Here is a 25,609-nt window from a genome sequence, read left to right on the forward strand (position 1 = left end):
ATGCGTTTCAAACTTGCTGTCGCTACCGTCGCGCTGTTGTCCCTGCCTGTCGGTTCGGCGATGGCCGATACTTTTTGGCGTAACATTCTTACGTCCGGTGCAACCACCGGTTCGAGCTATCTGACATCCAAGGATAACAAGCTGGTCGTCGCGGCCCAGGACGATGCCAGCAGCTTCGTCGCCAGTGATGGCGGTATCCGCGGTCCGTACCTGGAAGCGGCCATGCAGAAAGTCCGCGCTGAAAACCCTGGCCTGCAAGCCACGGACATGGAACTGGCGAACGCCATCCTGGCGAAGAATGCCCTGGCTTCGGAGTAAGCGTAGCGAATGAAAAATGCCGCTCAACGGGGCGGCATTTTTTTGCCTTGCGAACACAAATCCCATGCTCACTGATACCCCTGTGGGAGCGAGCAGGCTCGCTCCCACAGGGGGTTATGTGCACCCTGAAATGTCAGCGGTATTCATCCACCGGCACACACGCACAAAACAGGTTCCGGTCCCCATACACATTGTCCACCCGGTTCACTACCGGCCAATACTTGTGAGCCTTGGTGTGCGCGTCCGGCGTCACCGCTTGCACAATGCTGTACGGCCGCTCCCACACGCCAGTGATATCGGCCAACGTATGCGGCGCACCTTTCAACGGGTTTTCTTCAGCCGGCCAGTTACCGTTCTGCACCTCGTTGATTTCCGCGCGGATGCTCAGCATCGCCCCGATGAACCGGTCCAGTTCCGCCTTCGATTCACTTTCGGTCGGCTCGACCATCAGCGTCCCCGGTACCGGAAACGACATGGTCGGGGCATGGAAGCCGTAGTCCATCAGGCGCTTGGCGACGTCCTCTTCGGTGATACCGGTCAACACCTTGAGCGGCCGCAGGTCGAGAATACATTCGTGCGCCACTCGCTCGTTGCGCCCGGTGTAGAGCACCGGGAAGGCACCGGACAAATGCCGCGCCAGGTAATTCGCAGCCAGGATCGCCACTTCGCTGGCATCCGCCAATTGCGGCCCCATCATGGCGATGTACATCCAACTGATCGGCAGAATGCTTGCGCTGCCCCAGGGCGCTGCACTGACGGCGCCATTTTGCGGGTGCGGTCCATCGATCGGCACCACCGGATGGTTGGCCACGAACGGCGCCAGATGCGCCCGTACCCCGATCGGCCCCATGCCCGGCCCACCGCCACCATGGGGAATACAGAAGGTCTTGTGCAGGTTCATGTGCGAGACATCGGCGCCAATATCGGCCGGCCGCGCCAGCCCGACCTGAGCGTTGAGGTTGGCGCCATCCATGTACACCTGACCGCCGTGCTGGTGGATCACTTCACAGATTTCGCTGATACCTTCCTCATACACACCATGGGTCGAAGGATAGGTCGCCATCAGGCAGGCAAGTTTATCTGCCGCCTGCGCGGCTTTTTCCTTGAGGTCATCGAGGTCGACGTTGCCCGCCTCGTCACACTCGACGATCACCACGCGCATCCCGGCCATTTGCGCCGACGCAGGATTGGTGCCGTGAGCCGACGAAGGAATCAGGCAAATGTCGCGCTCACCCTGTTGACGGCTCTCATGATATTTGCGGATCGCCAGCAGCCCGGCGTATTCGCCCTGGGCGCCGGAGTTGGGCTGCATGCAGACCGCATCGAAACCGGTGATCGCGCACAGCCAGCGTTCCAGTTCTTCGATCATCAGCCCGTAACCGGCGGCCTGTTCCTTGGGCACGAACGGGTGCAGGTTGGCGAACTGCGGCCAGGTGATCGGGATCATCTCGCTGGTAGCGTTGAGCTTCATGGTGCAGGAGCCCAGCGGGATCATCGATTGGTTGAGCGCCAGGTCCTTGTTTTCCAGTTGCTTGAGGTAGCGCAGCATCTCGGTTTCGCTGTGATGGGCGCTGAACACCGGATGGCGCAGATAAGGCGAGGTTCGCGCCAGCCCTTCGGGAATTCCGCCAGGCAAGACTTCGGCATCCAGGTCCTCGATGCTGAGCCCGTGATCGGCCCCCAGGAACACGTCGAACAGCTTCGCCACGGTGCCTTCGTCACAGGCCTCGTCGAGGCTCAAGCCCAGTTGGCCGCGCCCGAGAATGCGCAGGTTGATCTGTGCGGCCCGGGCACTTTCGATGATCGCGGTCTGGGCTCCGCCAACCTCCAGTGTCAGGGTGTCGAAGAAGTGCCGGTTGAGCCGGGTGATACCGTTGCGCTCAAGCCCGGCGGCAAGGATGCAGGTCAGCCGATGAACCCGCTGGGCGATCCGCTTGAGCCCTTCCGGGCCGTGGTAGACCGCATAGAAACTGGCGATATTGGCCAGCAGCACCTGGGCCGTGCAGATATTGGAGTTGGCCTTCTCCCGGCGGATGTGTTGCTCGCGGGTTTGCAGGGCCATGCGCAGGGCGGTGTTGCCCCGCGCATCTTTTGAAACACCGATGATCCGCCCGGGAATCGCTCGCTTGTATTCGTCGCGGCTGGCAAAAAATGCCGCGTGCGGCCCGCCATAACCCATAGGCACGCCAAATCGCTGGGACGAGCCGAACACCACATCGGCGCCCAGTTCACCTGGCGGGGTCAGCAACAACAGGCTCAGCAAATCCGTGGCGACACAGGCCAGGGCCTGTTGCGCGTGCAGGTGATCGATCATCGGCCGCAGGTCGTGGATCTCGCCGTGGGTGTCGGGGTATTGCAGCAGCGCGCCGAACACCTGGTGTTGCTTCAAGTTATCCACAGCATCGACGATCAACTCGAAGCCGAAACCTTCAGCGCGGGTCTGCACCACGGAAATGGTTTGCGGGTGGCAGTTTTCGTCGACAAAGAACAGGTTGCTTTTGGACTTGGCGACCCGCTTGGCCAGAGCCATGGCCTCCGCCGCGGCGGTGGCTTCATCGAGCAGTGAGGCGTTGGCCAGTTCCAGACCGGTCAGATCGATGGTCAGTTGCTGGAAGTTCAGCAGCGCCTCGAGCCGCCCTTGGGCGATCTCCGGTTGATAGGGTGTATACGCGGTGTACCAACCGGGATTTTCCAGCACGTTACGCACAATGACCGCTGGTGTGAGGGTGCCGTGGTAGCCCATGCCGATCAGGCTGGTCCAGACCTGATTCTGCTCGGCATAACCTCGCAGCTTGGCCAGTGCGGCCTCCTCATCGAGTGCCGGGGGCAGGTCCAGCGCCCGGTTGAGGCGGATGCCCGGCGGCACCGTTTGCTCGATCAATTCAACCCGGCTGCCCAGACCGAGGCTGTCGAGCATTGCCTGTTGCTCGGCGGCATCGGGTCCGAGGTGGCGGCGCAGAAAGGTATTGGGGTCGCGTAACTGGCTCAGGGACGGCATCTTGGACATGACGGGCTCTCTCTTGACTGGCGCTCAACGTCGATGCAACACGGTCAAACCAGCATAGCAGTCGATATCCGCGTGGATGACGTGGCGCCGTCAGCCAATCCGGATCATCATGTCCGACGCCTACCTAATGTCCGCTGATCGGGTGACTGTATCCATGAGCCAACTGCCTTTCCTGCCGTTTTCCAAACCCACCATCGATGAAGCCACGATTGCCGCTGTCGGCGACGTATTGCGCTCAGGCTGGATCACCAGCGGCCCCAAGGTCCAGGCCTTCGAAGCGCAACTTTCGGAGTATTTCGGCGGGCGCCCGGTACGCACCTTCAATTCCGGCACCTGCACCATGGAAATCGCCTTGCGCATTGCCGGGGTCGGGCCGGGCGATGAAGTGATCACTACGCCGATTTCCTGGGTGGCCACCGCCAACGTCATCCTGGAAGTCGGCGCCACCCCGGTGTTTGCCGACATCGACCCGGTGACCCGCAACATCGATCTGGATCAACTGGAAGCGGCAATTACCCCCCGCACCAAAGCCATCATCCCGGTGTACCTCGCCGGGTTGCCGGTGGACATGACGCGGTTGTACGCCCTGGCGAAAAAGCACGGCCTGCGGATCGTCGAAGATGCAGCCCAGGCGCTGGGCTCCAGCTGGAACGGCCAGCGTATTGGCTCGACCGGTGATTTCGTGTCCTTCAGCTTCCAGGCGAACAAAAACGTCACCTCCTCAGAGGGCGGTTGCCTGGTGCTCAATACGGCCGAAGAAGTACGGCTGGCAGAGAAGTACCGGCTGCAGGGCGTTACCCGCAACGGCTTCGATGGCCTGGACGTCGACGTGCTGGGTGGCAAATTCAACATGACCGACGTCGCCGCGGCCATTGGCCTGGGGCAATTTGCTCATATCGAAACCATTACCGCTCATCGCCGTGACCTCGCCCGGCACTATTTCGCCTGCTTTGGCGAGGATTTCGAAGCGCAGTACGGTGCGCAATTGCCTCCGGCGGACTTCACCCAAAGCAATTGGCATTTGTTCCAGCTGGTATTACCGGAACGAACGGACGGCAAACCGGCGCGGGCGACTTTCATGGAGCAGATGCAGGCATTGGGTGTCGGGATCGGCTATCACTACCCGCCGATTCACCTGTTGAGCCTTTACCGCGAGCGCGGATTCAAGGCAGGCATGTTCCCGGTCGCCGAACGGGTCGGTCGGCTGATTGTCTCGCTGCCGATGTTCACGGCGATGAGCAAAGCCGATGTCGAGCGTTCGGTGGCGGCCGTGAAGGCCGTCTTGCGATCTTGACTCAGCCTTGATTCGGCCTTTGTAGGAGCTGCCGAAGGCTGCGATCTTTTGATTTTAAAAAGCAGTCTAGAAGATCGCAGCCTTCGGCAGCTCCTACGGGGCGAGCATTACTCGCCGATGGCAGCCTTGTAGCCGGCGGCATCCAGCAGTTTTTCCAGGTCTGCAGCGTTGCCTGGCTTGAGCTTGAAGATCCACGCGCCGTACGGGTCGCTGTTGAGCAGTTCCGGTGAAGCGCTCAGTTCTTCGTTGACCGCGATCACTTCACCGGCAATCGGGGAGTAGATGTCGGAAGCGGCTTTGACCGATTCAACGACACCCGACTGATCACCGGCAGCAAACACGTTGCCGACTTCAGTCAGCTCGACGAACACCACATCACCCAGCGCTTCCTGCGCGTGATCGCTGATGCCCACGGTGACGGTGCCATCGGCTTCCAGACGTGCCCATTCGTGACTTTCGGCAAAACGCAGTTCGGCAGGGATATCGCTCATGTTCTGTGTCCTCAGGAAAAGGGTCGGCGGGCATGCCCGCCAGAAAAGGTTAGATCAAGGTTTTGCCGTGACGTACGAAGGTCGGTTTGACCACCCGGACCGGGTACCACTTGCCACGGATTTCCACTTCAGCGCGGTCGGCAGTAGCCATCGGCACGCGCGCCAGTGCAATCGACTTGCTTAGCGTAGGAGAGAAACTACCACTGGTGATCTCCCCTTCGCCAACATCGGCGATACGGACCACCTGATGAGCACGCAAAACCCCGCGCTCCTCAAGGACCAGACCGACCAGTTTGTACTGCACACCGGCGGCCTTTTCGGCTTCCAGGGCCTTGCGCCCGATGAACTGCCGAGTGGCAGGCTCCCAGGCGATGGTCCAGGTCATATTGGAGGCCAATGGTGAAACATCTTGCTGGATGTCCTGACCGTAAAGGTTCATGCCGGCTTCGACCCGCAAGGTATCCCGCGCGCCAAGGCCTATGGGAGAAATCCCGGCACCGACCAGATCGTTGAAAAAGCCTGGCGCCTGATCGGCCGGCAGAATGATTTCCAGGCCGTCTTCGCCGGTATAACCGGTACGCGCGATGAACCAGTCACCATCGGACAGGCCTTCGAAGGGCTTGAGGAGCTGGATCAGGTTGCCGCGGGACTGGTTGACCAGCTCGGCAATTTTTTGCCGGGCATGAGGGCCCTGGATGGCCAGCATCGCCAACTCGGAACGTTCGCTGAGTTGTACGTCGAAACCGTCGAGATGCGCTTGCATCCAGGCTATGTCCTGATCGCGGGTGGAGGCGTTGACCACCAGGCGATAACCCGCATCGAGACGGTAGACGATCATGTCGTCGACGATCCCGCCTTGCTCGTTGAGCATGGTGCTGTACAACGCACGGCCGGGGCTGTGCAGGCGTTCGACATCATTGGCCAGCAAATGCTGGAGCCAGGCTTTGGCCTGGGCGCCGCCGACGTCGATCACGGTCATGTGGGATACATCGAAGACACCGCAATCGCGGCGTACCTGGTGGTGCTCCTCGACCTGCGATCCATAATGCAGAGGCATGTCCCAACCGCCAAAATCGACCATCTTCGCGCCAAGTGCGAGATGAAGGTCATACAGAGGCGTACGCTGTCCCATGGGTTTCTCCTTCCGGGCGTGGCGAAGGTGCGGGCAGGTGCTGCACGGACTGAATGCCTTGAAACAAGGGCCTTCAGCCGATTTCAGCTGCCTGGTCTGTCAGACGGACCGCACCGAATGCCGCGCATTGTAGCCGCAAGGTGTAGGACTGACACCTAGCTGTTTCGATGTGCTGAACGCCGAATCAATCCGATGACCGGTAACAGCCCGACCAACACCAGGGTCAATGCCGGCAAAGACGCCCGCGCCCATTCGCCTTCGCTGGTCATTTCGAAGATTCGCACTGCCAGCGTGTCCCAGCCAAACGGGCGCATCAGCAAGGTTGCGGGCATTTCCTTGAGCACATCGACGAACACCAGCAGCGCGGCGCTCAGCGTGCCGGGTAACAACAACGGTAGATACACTTTGAAAAACAGTCGTGGCCCACTGACGCCCAGGCTACGTGCCGCTTCGGGCAAAGATGGCCGTATACGTGCCAGGCTGCTTTCCAGAGGCCCGTAGGCCACCGCAATGAAGCGCACCAGATAGGCCAGCAACAACGCTGACAGACTGCCCAGCAGCAGCGGCTTGCCCACGCCACCGAGCCAGCTCGAAAGCGGGATCACCAGTTCGCGATCCAGGTAACTGAACGCCAGCATGATCGACACCGCCAGCACCGAACCGGGCAAGGCGTAACCCAGGTTGGCCAGACTGACCCCGGAGCGAATGACCCGGGTGGGCGCCAGTCGTCGGGCAAATGCCAGTAACAAGGCAACGCTGACGGTGATCAACGCCGCCATCGCCCCCAAATACAAGGTATGAACGATCAACCCGGTGTAGCGCTCGTCGAGATCGAAGCGCCCACGCTGCCAGAACCACACCATCAGTTGCAGCATTGGAATGACAAAGGCACAGGCAAATACCAGCCCGCACCATGTCACGGCTGCCAGTGCCTTGACACCTCGCAGGTGGTATAGCGCCTTGACCCGTGGTCGTTCGTTGCTCGCCCGGTTCGCCCCACGGGCACGCCGCTCGCCGTAGAGCAGGAGCATTACCACCAGCAGCAACAGGCTGGCCAGTTGCGCGGCGGAAGACAGGCTGAAGAAACCGTACCAGGTCTTGTAGATGGCGGTGGTGAAGGTATCGAAGTTGAACACCGACACTGCGCCGAAGTCCGCCAGGGTTTCCATCAACGCCAATGCCACGCCCGCACCGATGGCCGGCCGCGCCATGGGCATTGCCACCCGCCAGAACGCTTGCCAGGGCGATTGGCCAAGGACCCGCGCGGCTTCCATCAAGCCTTTGCCCTGGGCGAGGAAGGCCGTGCGGGCCAGCAGATATACATAGGGATAGAAAACCAGTACCAGCACCACAATCACCCCGCCCGTGGAGCGCACGCGCGGCAGTCGCAGACCACTACCGAACCATTCGCGCAGCAGGCTTTGCACGGGCCCGGCGAAATCCAGCAGGCCGACAAACACGAACGCCAGCACGTAGGCCGGTATCGCGAAGGGCAGCATCAGCGCCCAATCGAGCCAGCGCCTGCCGGGGAATTCACAGAGGCTGGTCAGCCAGGCGAGGCTGACGCCCAGCAGGGTGACACCCGCACCGACACCGAGCACCAGCGTCAGGGTATTGCCCAGCAGGCGCGGCATCTGCGTGTCCCACAAGTGGGACCAGATTTGAGTGTCGATGGTTTGCCAGGAAAGCAGCAGGACGCTCAGGGGCAACAGGACCAGCGCAGCAATGGCGAAGACGACGGGATACCAGCGGCGTTGGGCGGGATGGGCCAAGGAAAAGCTCTCGCGAAATTTTGAAGTGTAGAGAAAGCACAAAAAGATCGCAGCCTTCGGCAGCTCCTACATGGGGTTGGTGATCAACCTGTAGGAGCTGCCGAAGGCTGCGATCTTTTGACCTTTAAAACAGCAGGCTCAGTTCCAGCCAGCCCGATCCATCATACGAATCGCCTCAGCCTGGCGCTTGCCGGCAATTTCCACCGGCAAGGTATCGGCAATGAACTTGCCCCAGGCCGCCACTTCCTCAGAAGGAGCAACCGCAGGGTTCGCCGGGAACTCCTGGTTCACGTCGGCAAAGATTTTCTGCGCTTCAGGGGTGGTCATCCACTCCACCAGGGCCTTGGCCGCTTCCGGGTGCGGCGCGTGTTGTGTCAGGCCGATACCAGACAGGTTGACGTGTACGCCACGGTCAGCCTGGTTCGGCCAGAACAGTTTCACCGGCAGATCTGGCTTCTGCTTGTGCAGGCGGCCGTAGTAGTAGGTGTTGACGATACCAACGTCGCACTGGCCGGCGTTGATCGCTTCCAGCACGGCGGTGTCGTCGGAGAACACGTCAGTGGACAGGTTCCTGACCCAGCCCTTGAGGATTTCCTCGGTCTTCTCGGCGCCGTGCACTTCGATCATGGTCGCGGTCAGGGACTGGTTGTAGACCTTCTTCGCCGTGCGCAGGCACAGGCGGCCTTCCCATTGCTTGTCGGCCAGCGCTTCGTAGGTGGTCAGTTCGCCCGGCTTCACCCGGTCAGTGGAGTAGGCGATGGTCCGCGCTCGCAGGCTCAGGCCAGTCCAGGCATGAGAGGCTGCCCGGTACTGCAGCGGAATGTTGGTGTCGATGGTTTTCGAGGTGAACGGCTGGAGGATGCCCATCTGCTCGGCTTGCCAGAGGTTGCCGGCATCGACGGTCAGCAGCAGGTCGGCCGGCGTATTCGCACCCTCGGCCTTGAGCCGCTGCATCAGTGGCGCTTCCTTGTCAGTGATGAACTTCACCTTCACGCCGGTCTTGGCGGTGTAGGCATCGAAGACTGGCTTGATCAGCTCGTCGATACGCGAGGAGTAGACCACCACCTCGTCAGCAGCCTGGGCGGCGGTGCTGCCGATCAGGGTCAGGGCCAGTGCGGTCAGTAGACGCTTTGGTGCCAACATGGGAGCGGTCCCTCGATTGAAAATGAGGACAAATGATAAGGACTCACATTTAGCTTCTCAATCGAACCTGGCTGTGGAGGAGTTACCGGATGTTGCACAGGCAGAAATTGAGGGCGAATGTGCCGCCGTCTTCGCGAGCAGGCTCTCTCCCACATTTGAAATGCATTCCAAGGTGGGAGCGAGCCTGCTCGCGAAGAGGCCATCAGCCTCAATATAGAAGTCAGGCCTTGGCGAGCGCCGGCAAATCTCCGGTCAACCCCAGCGCTTCACGCACGAACAAAGCCTTGGCTTCCGGCATCTTCTCAACCATTTTCAACCCGGTATTACGCAACCAGCGCACCGGCAACGGATCGGCCTGGAACAAGCGCTCGAAGCCTTCCATCGCCGCCATAAGTGCCAGGTTGTGAGGCATGCGCCGACGCTCGTAACGACTGAGGACTTTCACATCCGCCAGACGTTCGCCTCGTGTTGCCGCTTGCAGCAACACTTCGGCCAGCACGGCGGCATCGAGGAACCCGAGATTCACCCCCTGCCCGGCCAACGGGTGAATGGTGTGGGCCGCGTCGCCGATCAACGCCAGGCCTTGCGCCACATAACGCTTGGCATGTCGCTGGCGCAGGGGCACACACAGGCGCGGGTCGGCGCTCAGTACTTCGCCGAGTCGACCTTCAAAGGCGCGCTCCAGTTCCTTGCAGAAACCCTGGTCATCCATCGCCATCAGGCGTTCGGCTTCGCCGGGCGTGGTCGACCAGACGATCGAACACCAATCCTGTTGGCCATCGCGCTCAAGGGGCAGAAACGCCAACGGACCGTTGTCGGTGAAGCGCTGCCAGGCCGTCATTTGATGCGGTTTGGTGCAACGTACGCTGGTGACGATGGCATGGTGCAGATAATCCCATTCGCGGGTCGCGACCCCGGCCAGGCGCCGCACCGCCGAGTTGGCGCCATCCGCTGCGATCACCAGTGGAGCACGCAGGGTGCGGCCATCGGCCAGGGTCAGCAGCCAGTCATCGCCGGAGTGGCGCATCTGTTCCAGTCGCGCATTGGCCAGCAACCCCAGGTCGCAGTCGTGCAGGCGCTCGAGCAAGGCATCCTGGACCACGCGGTTTTCGACGATATGCCCCAGCACCTCGGCATGCACGCTGGCCGCCGAAAAATGGATTTGCCCAGTGCCACTGCCATCCCAGACCTGCATGTCGGTGTAGGGGCTGCTGCGCCGCCCGGCGATGCCATCCCAGACGCCCAGGCGTTCGAGAATCCGCTGGCTCGCGGCCGACAGGGCGCTCACCCGCGGCTCAAAAGCAGCCTGAGCGTTGAACGGTTTGACACTCATGGGGCTGCCGTCCAGCAGCAGGACTTCCAGCCCGCTGTCCTGCAACGCCAGCGCCAGGGCGCTGCCGACCATTCCGGCCCCGACAATCAGCAGATCTGCGCGCATTTCCATGCTTTAAGCCTGTCTCTCTTGCGGCTTGAGCCGCACATAAAGGGTTTTCCCGACCCGCGCCACCAAGTGGCCGGCGTCGTCATGAATGTCGACCTGCAATTGCGGCAGGTATTTTTATCAATCGCGCCTTGCCGAACCGGCGGATCGACCCGTTACGCATCCGGTCGCGTACCCAGACCCATCGCCTGTCGGGCAAACCAGCGTTTGGCCGGTGGCAACAGGTCGAGGCCGAGCAGTCCGATGTTGCGCCCCAGGGATACCAGCGGCTGGGTACTGCCGAACAGGCGCGTGACCTGATCGGAGAAACCCACGGTGAGGTCCTGATCGAGACGCTGGTGTTCGCGATAGGCCTGCAACGTGGCGAAGTCGCCCAACGGTTTTTCGCTGGCGAGCAAGGCATCGGCCAGGGCCTGGGCATCGCGCAAGGACAGATTGAACCCTTGGCCGGCAATCGGATGCAGGCTGTGTGCCGCGTTGCCGAGAATCGCCAAATGCGAGCGCACCTGTTCTTCAGCCTCAACCAGTGTCAGCGGATACAGATGCCGCGCACCGACCTGCTTCAACGCGCCGAGGCGATAACCGAATACGCCCTGCAATTCACTGAGGAAGCTGCGCTCATCGAGGGCCGCCAGGCGTTGCGCGTCCATGCCCAGGCGGGTCCAGACCAGTGCGCAGCGGTTTTCCGGCAGTGGCAGCAACGCCATCGGGCCTTCGTCGGTGAAACGCTCGAAAGCCATGCCGTTGTGGGCTTCGCTCGGGGTGATGTTGGCGATCAGCGCGCTCTGGTTGTACGGACGCTTGCGGATGCCGATCCCCAATTGCTCGCGCAGGCCGGAGCGGCCACCATCGGCGAGCACCGCGAGGTCGCATTCCAGGGTGGTTTCATCATTGAGGGTCAGGCGGTAGCCGTCGGTCAGCGGCTCCATGCGAGTGACTTCCGCCGGGCAGCGCCAACTGATCACGTCCTTGTCCAGGCCTTGCCACAGGCATTGGCCGAGCCAGGCGTTTTCAACGACATAACCCAGCGCAGGAACGCCCTCTTCCATCGCCGACAACCGCGCCGTCGAGAAGCGCCCACGGTCGGAAACATGAATCTGCTTGATCGGCTCGGCGCGGCGGGAGACTTCCTGCCAGACGCCCAGCCGTTGATAAATTTGCCGGGAGCCGAAGGACAACGCCGAAGAACGGGCGTCGTAACTCGGTTGATACGTGTCGCCGGGGGCGAACGGTTCGATCAGCACGATCTTCCAGCCCCGGGCCTTGGCTCCAGCTTGCAGGGCCAGCGCCAGACTCGCACCGACCAGCCCGCCACCGATGATTGCCAGATTGACTCGACTCATGCCGCTTGTGTCCGCGCGGCGGCCATCAGGGCCTCGATCTCGGCGACGGTTTTCGGCACGCCGTTCGTCAATATTTCACAGCCGGTTTTGGTGACCACTACGTCGTCCTCGATGCGCACGCCAATGCCGCGCCATTTCTTCGCCACGCTCTGATTGTCCGCAGCGATATAGATCCCCGGCTCCACGGTCAGCGCCATGCCGACTTCCAGCACGCGCCATTCGCCGCCGACCTTGTATTCGCCGACGTCATGCACATCCAGGCCCAGCCAATGGCCGGCGCGGTGCATGTAAAACGCTTTGTAGGCTTCGCTGGCGATCAGTTCTTCGACGTCGCCCCGCAGCAGCCCCAGCTTGACCAGCCCGGCCGTGATGACCCGGACCGTGGCCTCATGCGCCTGATTCCAGTGTTTGTTCGGGGCGATTTCGGCAAAGGCAGCCTCCTGGGAAGCCAGCACCAATTCGTAAATCGCTTTCTGTTCCGCTGAATACTTGCCGCTGACCGGAAAGGTCCGGGTGATGTCGCTGGCGTAGCAGTCGATCTCGCAACCGGCGTCGATCAGCACCAGATCACCGTCCTTGAGCAGCGCGTCATTCTGCTGGTAATGCAGGATGCAACTGTTGCGCCCCGCCGCGACGATCGACCCATAGGCCGGCATCTTCGCCCCGCCCTTGCGGAATTCGTAATCGAGCTCGGCTTCCAGGCTGAATTCGTGCAACCCGGCGCGACAGGCCTGCATTGCCCGCACGTGCGCCAGGGCGGAAATCCGCGCCGCCTCGCGCATCACTTTCACTTCTGCCGCCGATTTATACAGGCGCATGTCGTGCAGCAGATGATCCAGGGCAACGAATTCGTTCGGCGGCTGGGCACCGAGGTTGGCCTTGGAGCGGATCACATTGATCCACTCCATCAGGTGGCGGTCGAACTCAGGGTTGCTGCCCATGGCCGAATACACCCGGTCACGGCCTTCGATCAGGCCCGGCAGGATGTCGTCGATATCGGTGATCGGAAAGGCGTCGTCGGCGCCGAAATCGCGGATCGCGCCTTCCTGCCCGGCACGCAGGCCATCCCACAGCTCGCGCTCGGCGTTGCGTTCACGACAGAACAGAATGTATTCGCCATGCACACGCCCCGGCATCAACACCAGCACCGCCTGCGGCTCGGGAAAACCGCTGAGGTACTGGAAGTCGCTGTCCTGACGGTAAACGTGCTCGACGTCGCGGTTGCGAATGGCCACCGCGGCGGCGGGCAGGATGGCGATGCTGTTGGGTTCCATCTGCGCCATCAGGGCCTTGCGGCGACGGCTGTATTCCGATTTCGGGATGTGGATCATGGGCAGATGGCGTTCCCTGGCAAACGATTAGTGCAGAGACGGTTTGGCGGCGGCCGGCACGTCTTTTTTGGTCTCGGAGAACAGCAGCAGCGGTGCGACGCGCAGGTACTCCATGACTTCCATATAGTCGCTCTCGCCGTCTTCGGACTCTTCCAGCGCGTCTTGCACCTGGGAAATGGCCGCCAGATCCTGCAGCACTTCGGTGGCCTCGGTGCTCAGCATGCTGCTGTCACGGCAATTCAGGCCGAAACCGCTGAGGAAACCCTGGCACCACTGGCCCAGTGCGGCGGCACGCTCGGTGAGTGGGGCGTCGTCGGTCGGCAGCAACAGAACGACGGTCACGTCATCGCCGGTGAGCTCGCCCTTGACCATCTCTTGCAGGCCGATCAGGGCGTTGCGAACGTTGTCCTGCGGCTCGGTTTCGAGCAGTTCGGCGGCGTCGATCAGCCAGCCTTCGGCGTCGAAACCGGCGCCGGCGCAGCTGCGGCCGAGCAACAGGCCGTGCAGCTCAGCTGGCGAGACGTTGTGACCGCTGGAAGTCAGCAGGGTGGCGAAGGCTTGGTACGGGGAATTCTGAATGGTCATGGGCAGCTAGGCGCCAGACGGCGCTATGTCTAGAATGAAGGCCTTGTATCCTACATCGACTACCCCTGTAGGAGCGAGCTCGCTCGCGATGGTCGTCAACGATAACGCTGGGTACCTGACACCCCGCGGCGTTCTCATGTTCATCGCGAGCAAGCTCGCTCCTACAGTCCAACACCCATCAGACAGTGAAGACAATGGAAGACACCGACCTGCAAGCGCTGATGGCCAGACTCGAGCTGCTGATTACCCGAGTCGAGCAACTAAAGAGTCAAAACGGACTCTTACTAGCTCAGGAAAAGACCTGGCGCGAAGAACGCGCGCACCTCATTGAAAAAAACGAAATCGCCCGGCGTAAGGTCGAATCGATGATTTCGCGCCTCAAGGCCCTGGAGCAAGACTCATGAGTTCAAGCAATAGCGTCACCGTGCAGATCCTCGACAAAGAGTATTCGATCATCTGCCCTCAGGAAGAGCGCAGTAATCTGATCAGCGCAGCCCGTTATCTGGACGGCAAAATGCGCGAGATCCGCAGCAGCGGCAAAGTCATCGGCGCCGACCGTATCGCCGTGATGGCAGCGCTGAACATCACCCACGACCTGCTGCACAAGGAAGAACGCCCGGATATCCAGGCCAGCGGCTCGACCCGCGAACAGGTGCGTGACCTGCTCGATCGCGTCGATCTGGTGCTCGCCACCGATCCGGACGTCACCAAGGGCTGATTCGCGCCGCCGCTTGCGGTATAATCCCCTCACTCCCTGGGGTGCTTGCCAGTTGGCGATGTCCCTGAGCCGATTTGCTATACCCTGGAGGTTGCACGTTGGGCTGGTGTGCATGTCCGCTAGACGGAAAGCCTTAAAGCCTACTGCATCTTCCACCTTGAACTTTCGGGTTCAAGGGCTAAGTCGACAGCGGCACATTCGGGGAGCCTGATTTCCAGTCCAATGCCGGTTTTGATACCGGCATTGGCGTTTTTACGGGTACGCTTCACGTATCCGCATTGTTGAAGCCCGAATACATGACCGAACCTGCGCTGCTCCCCCGCCCGCAACTTCGACGCATGCTGCGCAAGGCCCGCCGCGCACTGACCCCCAGCCAGCAGCGCCAGGCCGCTCGCGGGCTGTACAAGCAATTGGCCCAGCAACCGCTGTTCCGCCGCGCCAAACACATCTCGCTCTACCTGCCGACCGACGGTGAAATCGATCCGCGCCTGTTGCTGCGTGCCGCACAGCGTCGAGGCAAGGCCACCTATCTGCCGGTCCTGAGCGCCTGGCCGCGAACCAAAATGGTGTTCCAGCGCATCCGGCCCGGGGAAAAGCTCAAACCCAACCGCTTTCGTATTCTCGAGCCACCGGCCAACCTCGCCCGGCAACGCAAGATCTGGGCACTGGACCTGGTGTTGTTGCCCTTGGTGGGGTTTGACGATGTCGGCGGACGCCTGGGGATGGGCGGCGGTTTCTATGATCGGAGCCTGGCCTATCTGGCGCGACGAAACGACTGGCGCAAGCCGACGCTGTTGGGGCTTGCCCATGAATGTCAGAAGGTGGAGCGATTGGCTCAGGCAAGCTGGGATGTGCCGCTGCAAGGAACGGTGACGGACAAGGCCTGGTATTACGCAGGGTAGGCGCCACTTCGATCAGCGACGCCGAGGCAACAGGATCAGCGTTTGAAGGCTGTCGACTGTTGCTGCAATTGGGCGAGCTCGACTGGTGCATCGGTCTTGCTGGCCCACAGGCTTTGGGCATAGCCAGTGGTCACGACGCCAAGGCCAAACAAAATGACCAGAATCCATAGTAAATCCGGTTTGCGTTTCATCGATTACCCCCCAAAGGCATATCTACACGATGACAGCAGCGGTTTCCGTTTGTAGGCCGTGCAGCAGCGTCAAGCTTTAAAGGCCGGCATTTTGCGACAACGTGAACCGCTGCGCAAATGCTGACGTCAACCGACTGTCGGTTTGTCATAAAATCGCCGACAAGCTGCTCAATCACCTCGCAAGGAGCAACAGACATGGCCTATTGGCTGATGAAATCCGAGCCCGACGAACTCTCGATCAAAGGACTGGAAAAGCTCGGCAAAGCGCGCTGGGACGGGGTTCGCAACTATCAGGCACGCAATTTCCTGCGGGCTATGGCCGTGGGGGACGAGTTCTTTTTCTATCATTCCAGCTGCCCCGAGCCTGGTATTGCCGGAATCGGAAAAATTGTCGAAGCCGCGTATTCGGACCCGACGGCACTGGAGCCGCAGAGCCATTATTTTGACCCGAAGGCCACCCCGGACAAAAATGCCTGGAGCGCGATCGATGTCGCGCATGTCGAGACCTTTGCCCGGGTGCTGAAACTGGATTACCTGAAGCAGCAGACGGCGCTGGCCGAGTTGCCGCTGGTGCAGAAAGGTTCGCGGCTGTCGGTGATGCCGGTGACCCCGGAGCAGTGGGCGGCGGTGATTGCACTGCGTTGAGATGCCTCTGTAGGAGCCGGCTTGCCGGCGATGGCGGTCTTGAGGGCGCTATCGCTGCGATGCGGCGACCCGACAAGCCAGCTCCTACAGAATCCAGCATTACTGGATGATCAGGTTGTTGAACAACAGATCCTCAACCACCGGCTTACCGGTTTCGTCGTTCATCACTTGCTGGGTCTGCTTCAGCGCTTCCTGACGCAGCTTTTCCTTGGCCTCGACGTTGTTCATCGTCTCGGTAGTCTGCTGGGCGAACAGCGCGACCAATTGATTGCGGATCAAAGGCTCATTGGCCTTCACCGCTTTTGCCGCCTCGTCACCGGTCACCCGCAACGCCACATCGGCCTTGTAGACCTTCAGTTTCGGCGTGCCGTCCAGCCCGTAGTTACCCACGAACGGCGGGCTCAGGGTGATGTAACTGACCTTCGGGGCTGCATCCTCTTTGGCTTCTTCGGCCACTGCTGTCACAGGCAAAGACAGGGCCAGCATCAAAATGATCCACGCTTTCAAAATTCGCTCCTTATCCGGTTTGCGGCCTGGAATAACGACCCGTCACGCCAGCACAAGCTTATGGCTGACTATCAGGGCCAGGCATGCTCGTTGACCCATCAACTCACACACCTACACTTATCGGCCATCACTCCCAAAGGAATAGCCCTGATGAAAGCCGTGCTGTGCAAAGCCTTCGGCCCTGCCGAATCGCTGGTGCTGGAAGACGTCGCCAGTCCTGTCGCGAAGAAGAATGAAATCCTGCTGGACGTGCACGCCGCCGGGGTCAACTTCCCCGACACGTTGATCATCGAGGGCAAATACCAGTTCAAGCCGCCCTTCCCGTTCTCTCCGGGTGGCGAAGCGTCCGGTGTGGTCAGCGCCGTGGGCGAAAAGGTCAGCCACTTGAAAGTCGGTGATCGGGTCATGGCCCTGACCGGCTGGGGCAGCTTTGCCGAACAGGTCGCCGTGCCGGGCTACAACGTGTTGCCGATCCCGCCGTCCATGGACTTCAACACTGCCGCCGCCTTCAGCATGACCTACGGCACCTCGATGCACGCCCTCAAGCAGCGCGGCAACCTGCAACCTGGCGAAACCCTGCTGGTGCTTGGCGCCTCCGGCGGTGTCGGCCTGGCCGCGGTGGAAATCGGCAAAGCCATGGGCGCCCGGGTGATCGCCGCAGCCAGCAGCGCAGAGAAACTCGCCGTGGCCAAGGCCGCCGGCGCCGACGAACTGATCAACTACAGCGAAACCAGCCTGAAGGACGAAATCAAACGTCTGACCGACGGACAAGGCGCTGACGTGATCTACGATCCGGTGGGTGGCGACCTGTTCGACCAGGCCATCCGCGCCATCGCCTGGAACGGCCGTCTGCTGGTGGTCGGCTTCGCCAGCGGGCGCATTCCCGAATTGCCGGTGAACCTGGCACTGCTCAAGGGCGCGGCGGTGCTCGGCGTGTTCTGGGGCTCGTTCGCCCAACGTCAGCCGCAAGACAACGCGGCGAACTTCCAGCAACTGTTCGGCTGGTTTGCCGAAGGCAAATTGACGCCGCTGGTGTCGCAGGTGTATCCGCTGAGCAATGCGGCGCAGGCGATCAATGATCTTGGTCAGCGTAAAGCGGTCGGGAAAGTGGTGGTGCAGGTTCGCTGAGAACTTCTATTGCGGAGTGAATCGATAGCAGATTCATTCCGCAATACAGCGCAACAAGGTCAAGCTTTGAATCGACTACTCAACGACTCGGGAAGTGCGTCCAAGTACGTGCCATCAGGATTCTTCTGACAAGCACCGATTGCTCGCGGAAAGGCACCGCCCAGAACCGTGCTCCATCGCATAGACTGCTCATGTGTGAATTCCTGCGCCGGTATGCTTGAAACCAGACCTAACGCAACGAGTGTTTCGGTAAACAACGGCATTTCTCTCAATGCCTTCCTTGGGTGTTGAATTCGAAATTTTGCGACTTCTTCATTCAACTGACTGCAACGCAGCCCACCGACTTTCTTCTTGTAGGCTTGATACAAGCCCATATCGAGCGTTCGAACGAAAACGCTTTCGTAGCGAACGGTTTCAGGATTGCCCTCAAGAGGCCAAGGCTTGAACCGCCATTGCATCATTGCCTTCCTGACTGACTCACCGAACTTTGGGTTCGTAGCGTTCTCAATCTCCACCTCGCTGACCGAACCGTCATTACTGACGGTATAAGAAACCTTGGCCAAAACCTTCCTTTGACCATCGAAATGCTCAATTGGAAAATCTGCGTGCGGGGAATAGTCCGGCTCAAGTTTGAAGTCGGCAAAAATAATCGCGGGGGCTAAAAGCAAAAAAAGCGCTATTACAGATTTCATTGAGTCACCCATCCTGACGAGATTGGCCTCGCCGGCCACTCACAGGACTTTAAAGAACCACTGAAACTATCAAAATCAGCTTGCTCTGCTATTCACGAAAGAACTTTCCCAAAACCCGCCTTACAACCCCCCGAAAACCCGTAGGAAGCCGCGAAAGTAACGTTTCCTACAGCGTCCTTCACTTACATCTGAGCGACATGTTCATAAAGGAACACGCGACTTCCAACATTTCCGCTGTTTTGCCGATGAGAACCGATGATATTTTCGGTAACGAAACTGTAATATTCGTATCCGCAGTCAAAACAAGAAATCTGGAGCTCTTGAATGTTTGCTTTCTTTCGTCCTGCCGTACATCAGGCTCCATTGCCTGAAGACAAAATAGACAGCACCTACCGACGCCTGCGCTGGCAGATTTTCGCCGGCATCTTCTTTGGCTATGCCGGTTACTACCTGCTGCGCAAAAACTTCTCCCTGGCCATGCCGTACCTGATCGATGAGGGCTACTCCCGTGGTCAGCTGGGTCTGGCGATGTCCGCCATCGCGATTGCCTACGGCCTGTCGAAGTTCCTCATGGGCCTGGTGTCCGACCGCTCTAACCCGCGCTTCTTCCTGCCGTTCGGCCTGCTGGTGTCGGCCGGGGTGATGTTCATTTTCGGTTTCGCGCCCTGGGCAACGTCCAGCGTGACCATGATGTTCATTCTGCTGTTCATCAACGGCTGGGCGCAGGGCATGGGTTGGCCACCGAGCGGCCGGACCATGGTGCACTGGTGGTCACAGAAGGAACGTGGCGGCGTGGTGTCCGTGTGGAACGTGGCACACAACGTCGGCGGTGGCCTGATCGGTCCGTTGTTCCTGATCGGCATGGGCCTGTTCAATGACTGGCACGCCGCGTTCTACGTGCCGGCTGCAGTGGCGCTGGCAGTGGCGGTGTTTGCCTTTGTGACCATGCGCGACACCCCGCAATCGGTTGGCCTGCCGCCGATCGAGCAGTACAAGAACGACTACCCGGAAGGCTACGACGCCAGCCACGAAGAGGAATTCAGCGCCAAGGAAATCTTCGTCAAATACGTGCTGCGCAACAAAATGCTCTGGTACATCGCCATGGCCAACGTCTTTGTCTATCTGCTGCGCTACGGCGTGCTGGACTGGGCACCGACCTACCTCAAGGAAGCCAAGGGTTTCACCGTAGACAAAACTTCGTGGGCGTATTTCTTCTACGAGTGGGCAGGTATCCCGGGCACGCTGCTGTGCGGCTGGATGTCGGACAAGATCTTCCGTGGCAACCGTGGCCTGACCGGCATGGTGTTCATGGCGCTGGTGACGGTCGCGACGCTGGTTTACTGGCTCAACCCGGCCGGCAATCCGATGGTCGACATGATCGCGCTGCTTTCCATTGGCTTCCTGATCTACGGCCCGGTGATGCTGATCGGCCTGCAGGCGCTGGAACTGGCTCCGAAGAAAGCTGCCGGTACGGCGGCAGGCTTTACCGGGCTGTTCGGTTACTTGGGCGGTTCGGTCGCGGCCAGTGCAGCGATGGGCTACACCGTGGACCATTTCGGTTGGGACGGCGGTTTCGTGTTACTGGTCGGCGCCTGCCTGTTGGCGATGGCCTTCCTGGCCCCGACGCTACGACACAAACAGATCGCCAGTCAGGGCCGCGAAGCGCTCGCTTGATCGGCCTTTGACTTACAGCGCTTGAGCCGCGCCTCCAGATTCCGGTCTGGCATGGCGTGGCTGCGTAGGGCGTGCGCGGTCTGCTCGACATAATCGCGAGTGCTGCCGTAGCGCCCGCAGGCGTTTTCAAACACATGGCTCAGCACATGGTCCGGCAAGTTGCCGGCATAGCTGGGCAGGTGTCGCTCCAGCACAAAGCCCAATGCCTGTACCTGGCTGCCATCTTCGAGACGGCAGTTGAGCCAGTGCGGGCGGTAGGAAGGGAATGGCATCTCGCGCTGCCAAAGTGCGTAAAGCGATGCTTCGAGTTGCTCTTCGGGCAAGCGATAGGCGAAACCGCTGCAAGAACCGCCGCGATCCAGGCCAAACACCAGGCCGGGCATTTCCGGTGTGCCGCGATGTTCGTGGGACCACAGGTACAACCCGCGATGGTAACCATGCACCCGGCCGCGAACCCGCTCAACCGCCGTGCATTCAGGGCGCCAGATCAGCGAACCATACGCAAACAACCAGACCGGCCCGCCCTTGTGGCGCGCCATGGTCAATTGCATCGAGCTGAGCAGTTGTTCGTGAGTGAGCTGCGGCCCCAGATCGAGCCGCGGAGGGTAAGCCAGATTCAAGAAAGCAGATTCAATGGCGCTCATGGCAACAGTTGTTCGGCCCCGCAAGCATTACAAAATGTAATGCACTATTAATGTAATAGAACATATAGCAGTAAAGGTAAAACGAAAAGTGATAAAGGACGTTTGCCTGACTGTTTATATACCCTAATGTCATTTTGCAAATATCTTAAATACCAGAATGAAATATGCATAAGCATTGAGTCCCTCCGGGAATAAAGCCGCTTATCAGAAACGTCCTACTCCCCCTTCAGATTTACCGCCTTCTGGCCCCCATCGAGCGTCGCGTATAACGGCCACACAGTCGCAAGCCAGACTGCCTTTACAGGGGGCCGCCAATGAAAAAACCATGGTTTTACGCAGTGCTGTCGATGGCCTTGGCGTCATTGGCGCTGGCACAGCCCGCAAACTCAAAGGACACCGGCTCCTGGTATTTGCAGACCAGTGTTTATACGAAGCACTATTCGCCCGACCCCAGGCACAACAATAATCAGGATCTTATTGGCCTTGAACGTATCGACGCGTCCGACCGGCTGTTTGGCGCTGCCACTTTTCGCAATTCGTACAGTCAACGCTCACACTATGCCTACGCGGGTAAACGCTACGAAAGCGCCTCCTATCCCGTGTATATCAAATTCACGGGCGGCCTGCTGGAAGGCTACCGTGGCAAACATAAGGACAAGATCCCCCTGAATCGCTTCGGGGTCGCACCGGTGATCATCCCCTCACTGGGCGCACATTACGGTCCGGTGGCAGCCGAGCTGGTGTTGCTCGGCTTCAACGCCGCCATGGTGACCACTGGCGCGCGCTTCTGATCCCGCGCTGACCTACGAGCGTGGCGCGTAGGCAAAAACGTCGGCACGCATCTGATGCGCATCCATTCCCGCTTCCACCAGCGCATCCAGCGTGCCGTAGACCATGGCCGGAGAGCCGCTGGCGTACACGTGCAGCGGCTTGAGGTCAGGGAAGTCTTCACAGACCGCTTCATGCAACATGCCGCAACGCCCTTCCCAGCTGCATTGATCGCTGACGACCTTGTGCAGGAACAGATTGGGCAGCTTCAGCCATTCGTCCCAATGCTCGACTTGATAAAAGTCTTCTGGACGACGCACGCCCCAATACAGGTGCACCGGATGCTTGAAACCCGAGGCCCGGCAATGTTCGATCAGGCCGTGGATCTGGCCCATGCCGGTTCCAGCGGCGATCAGCACAAGAGGACCGTCCGGCAACTCTTCCAGGTGGGTATCGCCAAACGGTAACTCGACCCGCACCATGCTGTTGCGCTGAAGCTGTTCGATCAGACCCAGCGCACTGGATTCACGCGCCAGTACGTGGATTTCCAAGTCGCGTCCCGCATGCGGTGCCGAGGCGAGGGAGAAGGCGGACTTTTCGCCGCTCTCGCGTTCGATCATCAGGTACTGACCGGCGTGGTAGCGCGGCGGTTTACCGGCCGGAGCCCGCAGACGCACGCGCCAGGTGTCGCCGCCCACGTCCTTGCACTCAATGACCTGACACGACACGCTGCGCACCGGCAGTTCTCCCAAGGCGAGCACGCCATCCCACAGCACGATGCAGTCTTCCAGCGGCTCCGCTATGCAAGTGTAGAACTCGCCATGATCACGCACATTGCCGGCCTGCTCGACCCGCCCTTCCACCAGCAGCGCGGCGCACACGTGGCAATTGCCGTTGCGGCAGCTTTGCGGGCATTCGTAGCCCAGACGGCGTGCGCCATCGAGAATCCGCTCGCCGGGCAATATCTCAAGCACTGCTCCGGAGGGCTGCAAGGTTACACGCATCAATCTATTCCTAACTGATTCCAGATGGCATCGATCCGCTGGGTCACGGCATCGTCCTTGACGATGACCCTGCCCCACTCGCGGGTGGTTTCGCCCGGCCATTTATGTGTGGCATCGAGGCCCATTTTCGAACCCAGGCCGGACACCGGCGAAGCGAAGTCCAGGTAGTCGATCGGCGTGTTGTCGATCATCACCGTGTCGCGCTTGGGGTCCATGCGCGTGGTGATGGCCCAGATCACGTCGTTCCAGTCCCGGGCGTTGATATCGTCGTCGGTGACGATAACGAACTTGGTGTACATGAACTGTCGCAAAAACGACCAGACACCCAGCATTACCCGCTTGGCGTGGCCCGGATACGACTTCTTCATGGTCACGATGGCCATGCGGTACGAGCAGCCTTCGGGCGGCAAGTAGAAATCGGTGATCTCCGGGAACTGCTTCTGCAGGATCGGCACGAACACCTCGTTCAGCGCAACGCCGAGAATCGCCGGCTCATCCGGTGGACGGCCGGTGTAGGTGCTGTGGTAGATCGGTTTGATCCGGTGAGTGATGCGCTCGACAGTGAACACCGGGAAGCTGTCGACCTCGTTGTAGTAACCGGTGTGGTCGCCGTACGGGCCTTCATCGGCCATTTCGCCCGGATGGATTACACCCTCGAGGATGATTTCGGCGGTGGCCGGCACTTGCAGGTCATTGCCGCGGCATTTCACCAGCTCGGTGCGGTTGCCGCGCAACAGGCCGGCGAAAGCGTATTCGGAAAGGCTGTCGGGAACCGGGGTCACGGCACCAAGGATGGTCGCCGGGTCCGCGCCCAATGCCACGGATACCGGGAACGGCTGGCCGGGATGCTTCTCGCACCATTCGCGGTAATCCAGCGCGCCGCCACGGTGGCTCAGCCAGCGCATGATGACCTTGTTGCGACCGATCACTTGCTGACGATAGATGCCGAGGTTCTGGCGATCCTTGTTCGGGCCTTTGGTGACGGTCAGGCCCCAGGTGATCAACGGGCCAACGTCGCCCGGCCAGCAGGTCTGCACCGGCAACATGGCCAGGTCGACGTCGTCGCCTTCGATGACCACTTCCTGGCACATCGCGTCCTTGACGACTTTCGGCGCCATCGAAATGATCTTGCGGAAAATCGGCAGCTTGGACCAGGCATCCTTCAGACCTTTCGGTGGCTCGGGTTCCTTGAGGAACGCCAGCAGCTTGCCGATTTCGCGCAGTTCGCTGACCGCCTCGGCGCCCATGCCCAGCGCCACGCGCTCGGGGGTGCCAAACAGGTTGCCGAGCACGGGAATGTCGTAACCGGTGGGTTTTTCGAAAAGCAGGGCCGGCCCCTTGGCGCGCAAAGTGCGGTCACAGACCTCGGTCATTTCCAGTACTGGGGACACCGGAACCTGGATGCGCTTGAGTTCACCGCGCTGTTCCAGGCCGCTGATAAAGTCGCGCAAGTCGCGATACTGCATGCGTGAGCCTCGTGTTGGCCGTGGCGTTCGGGGCAGGCAGTTTAGCGCCGAACCCTTCGGTTCAGAACCACGAACTGCCACCTGATCAAAAATCGGATAGCAAAAAGCCGGGTTTCCCCGGCTTTTTGTACCTGCTCGACTTACTTGCGCTTCATCGACAGGAAGAACTCATCGTTGGTCTTGGTCGTTTTCAGCTTGTCGACCAGGAACTCGATGGCAGCGATTTCATCCATCGGATGCAGTAGCTTGCGCAGAATCCACATGCGCTGCAGCTCGTCGTCGGCGGTCAGCAACTCTTCGCGGCGGGTGCCGGAACGGTTGATGTTGATGGCCGGGAACACGCGCTTTTCAGCGATACGACGATCCAGCGGCAGTTCCATGTTGCCGGTGCCTTTGAATTCTTCGTAGATCACTTCGTCCATCTTCGAGCCGGTTTCTACCAGCGCGGTGGCGATGATGGTCAGCGAGCCGCCTTCTTCGATGTTCCGCGCAGCGCCGAAGAAACGTTTCGGTTTCTCCAGGGCGTGGGCATCGACACCACCGGTGAGCACTTTGCCGGAGCTCGGGATCACGGTGTTGTAGGCGCGAGCCAGACGAGTGATGGAGTCGAGCAGGATCACCACGTCCTTCTTGTGCTCGACCAGGCGCTTGGCCTTCTCGATCACCATTTCGGCAACCTGCACGTGGCGGGTTGGCGGCTCGTCGAACGTCGAGGCAACCACTTCGCCGCGCACGGTGCGCTGCATTTCGGTCACTTCTTCCGGACGCTCATCGATCAGCAGCACGATCAGATGAACTTCAGGATTGTTACGCGCGATGTTCGCGGCAATGTTCTGCAGCATGATCGTCTTGCCGGCTTTCGGCGGTGCAACGATCAGACCGCGCTGGCCTTTGCCGATCGGGGCGCACAGGTCGATGACACGACCGGTCAAGTCTTCGGTGGAACCGTTGCCGGCTTCCATCTTCATGCGCACGGTCGGGAACAGCGGGGTCAGGTTCTCGAAGAGAATCTTGTTTTTCGCGTTTTCCGGACGGTCGAAGTTGATGGTGTCGACCTTGAGCAGCGCGAAATAACGCTCGCCTTCCTTTGGAGGACGGATCTTGCCAACGATGGTGTCACCGGTGCGCAAGTTGAAACGACGGATCTGGCTCGGCGAGACATAGATATCGTCTGGACCGGCGAGATAGGAAGCGTCAGCGGAGCGCAGGAAGCCGAAGCCGTCCTGGAGGATCTCCAGCACGCCATCACCGGAGATTTCCTCACCGCTTTTCGCGTGCTTCTTGAGCAGGGAGAAAATCACGTCCTGCTTGCGCGAACGGGCCATATTTTCTATGCCCATCTGTTCGGCCAATTCGAGCAGTTCGGTAATCGGCTTTTGCTTGAGTTCAGTCAGATTCATATAGGAATGACGT

At 60.2% G+C, this 25,609-nt stretch carries 25 protein-coding genes, 1 other RNA gene and 1 pseudogene; 10 read left to right on the forward strand and 17 right to left on the reverse strand.

The genetic code is table 11. The features are described from left to right. Positions 1 to 318 (forward strand): DUF2388 domain-containing protein, encoded by a 318-nt coding sequence (locus tag KGA83_RS06535; protein ID WP_108217152.1) that lies wholly within the window; start codon positions 1 to 3, stop codon positions 316 to 318. Between the two features lie 133 nt (positions 319 to 451). Here KGA83_RS06535 and gcvP read toward each other — a convergent pair whose 3' ends face one another. After that, positions 452 to 3,325, reverse strand: a complete 2,874-nt coding sequence (gene gcvP / locus KGA83_RS06540) for an aminomethyl-transferring glycine dehydrogenase (protein ID WP_223529171.1) — start codon at positions 3,323 to 3,325, stop codon at positions 452 to 454. 154 nt (positions 3,326 to 3,479) lie between these two features. On the opposite strand from gcvP, the gene KGA83_RS06545 reads away from it, so the two are divergent. Continuing rightward, the gene (locus KGA83_RS06545; RefSeq protein ID WP_108217154.1) at positions 3,480 to 4,619 is read left to right on the forward strand and encodes a DegT/DnrJ/EryC1/StrS family aminotransferase; all 1,140 of its coding nucleotides are present in this window, start codon (positions 3,480 to 3,482) and stop codon (positions 4,617 to 4,619) included. 107 nt (positions 4,620 to 4,726) lie between these two features. On the opposite strand, the gene gcvH is transcribed toward KGA83_RS06545, so the two are convergent. The 9 genes and pseudogenes from gcvH to KGA83_RS06590 form a co-directional block, all read right to left on the reverse strand. Continuing rightward, entirely contained in the window at positions 4,727 to 5,110 is a 384-nt protein-coding gene (gene gcvH / locus KGA83_RS06550) for a glycine cleavage system protein GcvH (protein WP_108217155.1), read from the reverse strand. 49 nt (positions 5,111 to 5,159) lie between these two features. After that, positions 5,160 to 6,242, reverse strand: a complete 1,083-nt coding sequence (gene gcvT, locus KGA83_RS06555; RefSeq protein WP_108217156.1) for a glycine cleavage system aminomethyltransferase GcvT — start codon at positions 6,240 to 6,242, stop codon at positions 5,160 to 5,162. A gap of 155 nt (positions 6,243 to 6,397) precedes the next feature. Next, positions 6,398 to 8,014: an ABC transporter permease gene (locus KGA83_RS06560; protein ID WP_108217157.1), complete on the reverse strand. Its 1,617-nt coding sequence runs from the start codon at positions 8,012 to 8,014 to the stop codon at positions 6,398 to 6,400. Between the two features lie 138 nt (positions 8,015 to 8,152). Further along, positions 8,153 to 9,157, reverse strand: a complete 1,005-nt coding sequence (locus KGA83_RS06565; RefSeq protein ID WP_108217158.1) for an extracellular solute-binding protein — start codon at positions 9,155 to 9,157, stop codon at positions 8,153 to 8,155. A gap of 220 nt (positions 9,158 to 9,377) precedes the next feature. After that, positions 9,378 to 10,595 (reverse strand): 2-octaprenyl-3-methyl-6-methoxy-1,4-benzoquinol hydroxylase, encoded by a 1,218-nt coding sequence (locus KGA83_RS06570; RefSeq protein WP_177413316.1) that lies wholly within the window; start codon positions 10,593 to 10,595, stop codon positions 9,378 to 9,380. Between the two features lie 9 nt (positions 10,596 to 10,604). Then, positions 10,605 to 10,715, reverse strand: a pseudogene (locus KGA83_RS06575) (tetrameric acyl-CoA thioesterase); the annotation flags it as partial. A gap of 38 nt (positions 10,716 to 10,753) precedes the next feature. After that, on the reverse strand, positions 10,754 to 11,941 hold the full coding sequence (ubiH, locus tag KGA83_RS06580; RefSeq protein ID WP_108217160.1) for a 2-octaprenyl-6-methoxyphenyl hydroxylase: 1,188 nt from the start codon (positions 11,939 to 11,941) through the stop codon (positions 10,754 to 10,756). Beyond that, a complete protein-coding gene (gene pepP / locus KGA83_RS06585; protein WP_223529174.1) occupies positions 11,938 to 13,272 on the reverse strand; it encodes a Xaa-Pro aminopeptidase in 1,335 nt (444 codons plus the stop codon). Before pepP ends, ubiH begins: the two co-directional genes overlap by 4 nt. Before the next feature lie 27 nt (positions 13,273 to 13,299). Further along, a complete protein-coding gene (locus tag KGA83_RS06590) occupies positions 13,300 to 13,857 on the reverse strand; it encodes a YecA family protein (protein ID WP_108217162.1) in 558 nt (185 codons plus the stop codon). A gap of 194 nt (positions 13,858 to 14,051) precedes the next feature. Between KGA83_RS06590 and KGA83_RS06600 the strand changes: the two genes are divergently transcribed. From KGA83_RS06600 to KGA83_RS06615, 4 genes are all read left to right on the forward strand, one after another. Then, positions 14,052 to 14,261, forward strand: coding sequence for a TIGR02449 family protein (locus KGA83_RS06600; protein WP_007982902.1), 210 nt, complete (start codon positions 14,052 to 14,054; stop codon positions 14,259 to 14,261). Further along, positions 14,258 to 14,575 (forward strand): cell division protein ZapA, encoded by a 318-nt coding sequence (locus KGA83_RS06605; RefSeq protein WP_039765346.1) that lies wholly within the window; start codon positions 14,258 to 14,260, stop codon positions 14,573 to 14,575. The genes KGA83_RS06600 and KGA83_RS06605 overlap by 4 nt, the downstream gene beginning before the upstream one ends. A gap of 30 nt (positions 14,576 to 14,605) precedes the next feature. Beyond that, positions 14,606 to 14,784: non-coding RNA, 6S RNA (gene ssrS, locus KGA83_RS06610), on the forward strand. An 87-nt stretch (positions 14,785 to 14,871) separates the two neighbouring features. Then, positions 14,872 to 15,477 carry a 5-formyltetrahydrofolate cyclo-ligase gene (locus KGA83_RS06615; protein ID WP_223529177.1) on the forward strand — a complete coding sequence of 202 codons (606 nt, stop codon included), beginning with the start codon at positions 14,872 to 14,874 and terminating at the stop codon, positions 15,475 to 15,477. A 35-nt stretch (positions 15,478 to 15,512) separates the two neighbouring features. On the opposite strand, the gene KGA83_RS06620 is transcribed toward KGA83_RS06615, so the two are convergent. Further along, positions 15,513 to 15,668 carry a hypothetical protein gene (locus tag KGA83_RS06620; RefSeq protein WP_007978897.1) on the reverse strand — a complete coding sequence of 52 codons (156 nt, stop codon included), beginning with the start codon at positions 15,666 to 15,668 and terminating at the stop codon, positions 15,513 to 15,515. 195 nt (positions 15,669 to 15,863) lie between these two features. Between KGA83_RS06620 and KGA83_RS06625 the strand changes: the two genes are divergently transcribed. Continuing rightward, complete coding sequence (locus tag KGA83_RS06625) at positions 15,864 to 16,313, forward strand: EVE domain-containing protein (RefSeq protein ID WP_108217163.1); 450 nt, start codon at positions 15,864 to 15,866, stop codon at positions 16,311 to 16,313. A 99-nt stretch (positions 16,314 to 16,412) separates the two neighbouring features. Here KGA83_RS06625 and KGA83_RS06630 read toward each other — a convergent pair whose 3' ends face one another. After that, on the reverse strand, positions 16,413 to 16,820 hold the full coding sequence (locus tag KGA83_RS06630) for a flagellar basal body-associated protein FliL (protein ID WP_108217164.1): 408 nt from the start codon (positions 16,818 to 16,820) through the stop codon (positions 16,413 to 16,415). A gap of 150 nt (positions 16,821 to 16,970) precedes the next feature. On the opposite strand from KGA83_RS06630, the gene KGA83_RS06635 reads away from it, so the two are divergent. After that, a complete protein-coding gene (locus tag KGA83_RS06635) occupies positions 16,971 to 17,948 on the forward strand; it encodes an NADPH:quinone oxidoreductase family protein (protein WP_223529180.1) in 978 nt (325 codons plus the stop codon). A 59-nt stretch (positions 17,949 to 18,007) separates the two neighbouring features. Here KGA83_RS06635 and KGA83_RS06640 read toward each other — a convergent pair whose 3' ends face one another. Next, entirely contained in the window at positions 18,008 to 18,640 is a 633-nt protein-coding gene (locus KGA83_RS06640; protein ID WP_158273939.1) for an energy transducer TonB, read from the reverse strand. A gap of 324 nt (positions 18,641 to 18,964) precedes the next feature. Between KGA83_RS06640 and glpT the strand changes: the two genes are divergently transcribed. Continuing rightward, positions 18,965 to 20,314 (forward strand): glycerol-3-phosphate transporter, encoded by a 1,350-nt coding sequence (gene glpT / locus KGA83_RS06645; RefSeq protein WP_108217167.1) that lies wholly within the window; start codon positions 18,965 to 18,967, stop codon positions 20,312 to 20,314. On the opposite strand, the gene KGA83_RS06650 is transcribed toward glpT, so the two are convergent. Beyond that, the gene (locus tag KGA83_RS06650) at positions 20,290 to 20,958 is read right to left on the reverse strand and encodes a gamma-glutamylcyclotransferase (protein WP_108217168.1); all 669 of its coding nucleotides are present in this window, start codon (positions 20,956 to 20,958) and stop codon (positions 20,290 to 20,292) included. The genes glpT and KGA83_RS06650 overlap by 25 nt on opposite strands. A 314-nt stretch (positions 20,959 to 21,272) precedes the next feature. Between KGA83_RS06650 and KGA83_RS06655 the strand changes: the two genes are divergently transcribed. After that, complete coding sequence (locus tag KGA83_RS06655; RefSeq protein WP_223529183.1) at positions 21,273 to 21,749, forward strand: sn-glycerol-3-phosphate transporter; 477 nt, start codon at positions 21,273 to 21,275, stop codon at positions 21,747 to 21,749. 12 nt (positions 21,750 to 21,761) lie between these two features. On the opposite strand, the gene KGA83_RS06660 is transcribed toward KGA83_RS06655, so the two are convergent. The 3 genes from KGA83_RS06660 to rho form a co-directional block, all read right to left on the reverse strand. Then, positions 21,762 to 22,730 (reverse strand): CDP-6-deoxy-delta-3,4-glucoseen reductase, encoded by a 969-nt coding sequence (locus tag KGA83_RS06660; protein WP_223529195.1) that lies wholly within the window; start codon positions 22,728 to 22,730, stop codon positions 21,762 to 21,764. Next, a complete protein-coding gene (gene ubiD, locus KGA83_RS06665) occupies positions 22,730 to 24,196 on the reverse strand; it encodes a 4-hydroxy-3-polyprenylbenzoate decarboxylase (RefSeq protein ID WP_223529198.1) in 1,467 nt (488 codons plus the stop codon). The genes KGA83_RS06660 and ubiD overlap by 1 nt, the downstream gene beginning before the upstream one ends. Positions 24,197 to 24,336: 140 nt before the next feature. Further along, entirely contained in the window at positions 24,337 to 25,596 is a 1,260-nt protein-coding gene (rho, locus tag KGA83_RS06670; RefSeq protein WP_057712815.1) for a transcription termination factor Rho, read from the reverse strand. Between the last annotated feature and the right edge of the window lie 13 nt (positions 25,597 to 25,609).

This window comes from Pseudomonas sp. GL-R-19 (assembly GCF_019956375.1).
Taxonomy (GTDB): Bacteria; Pseudomonadota; Gammaproteobacteria; order Pseudomonadales; family Pseudomonadaceae; genus Aquipseudomonas.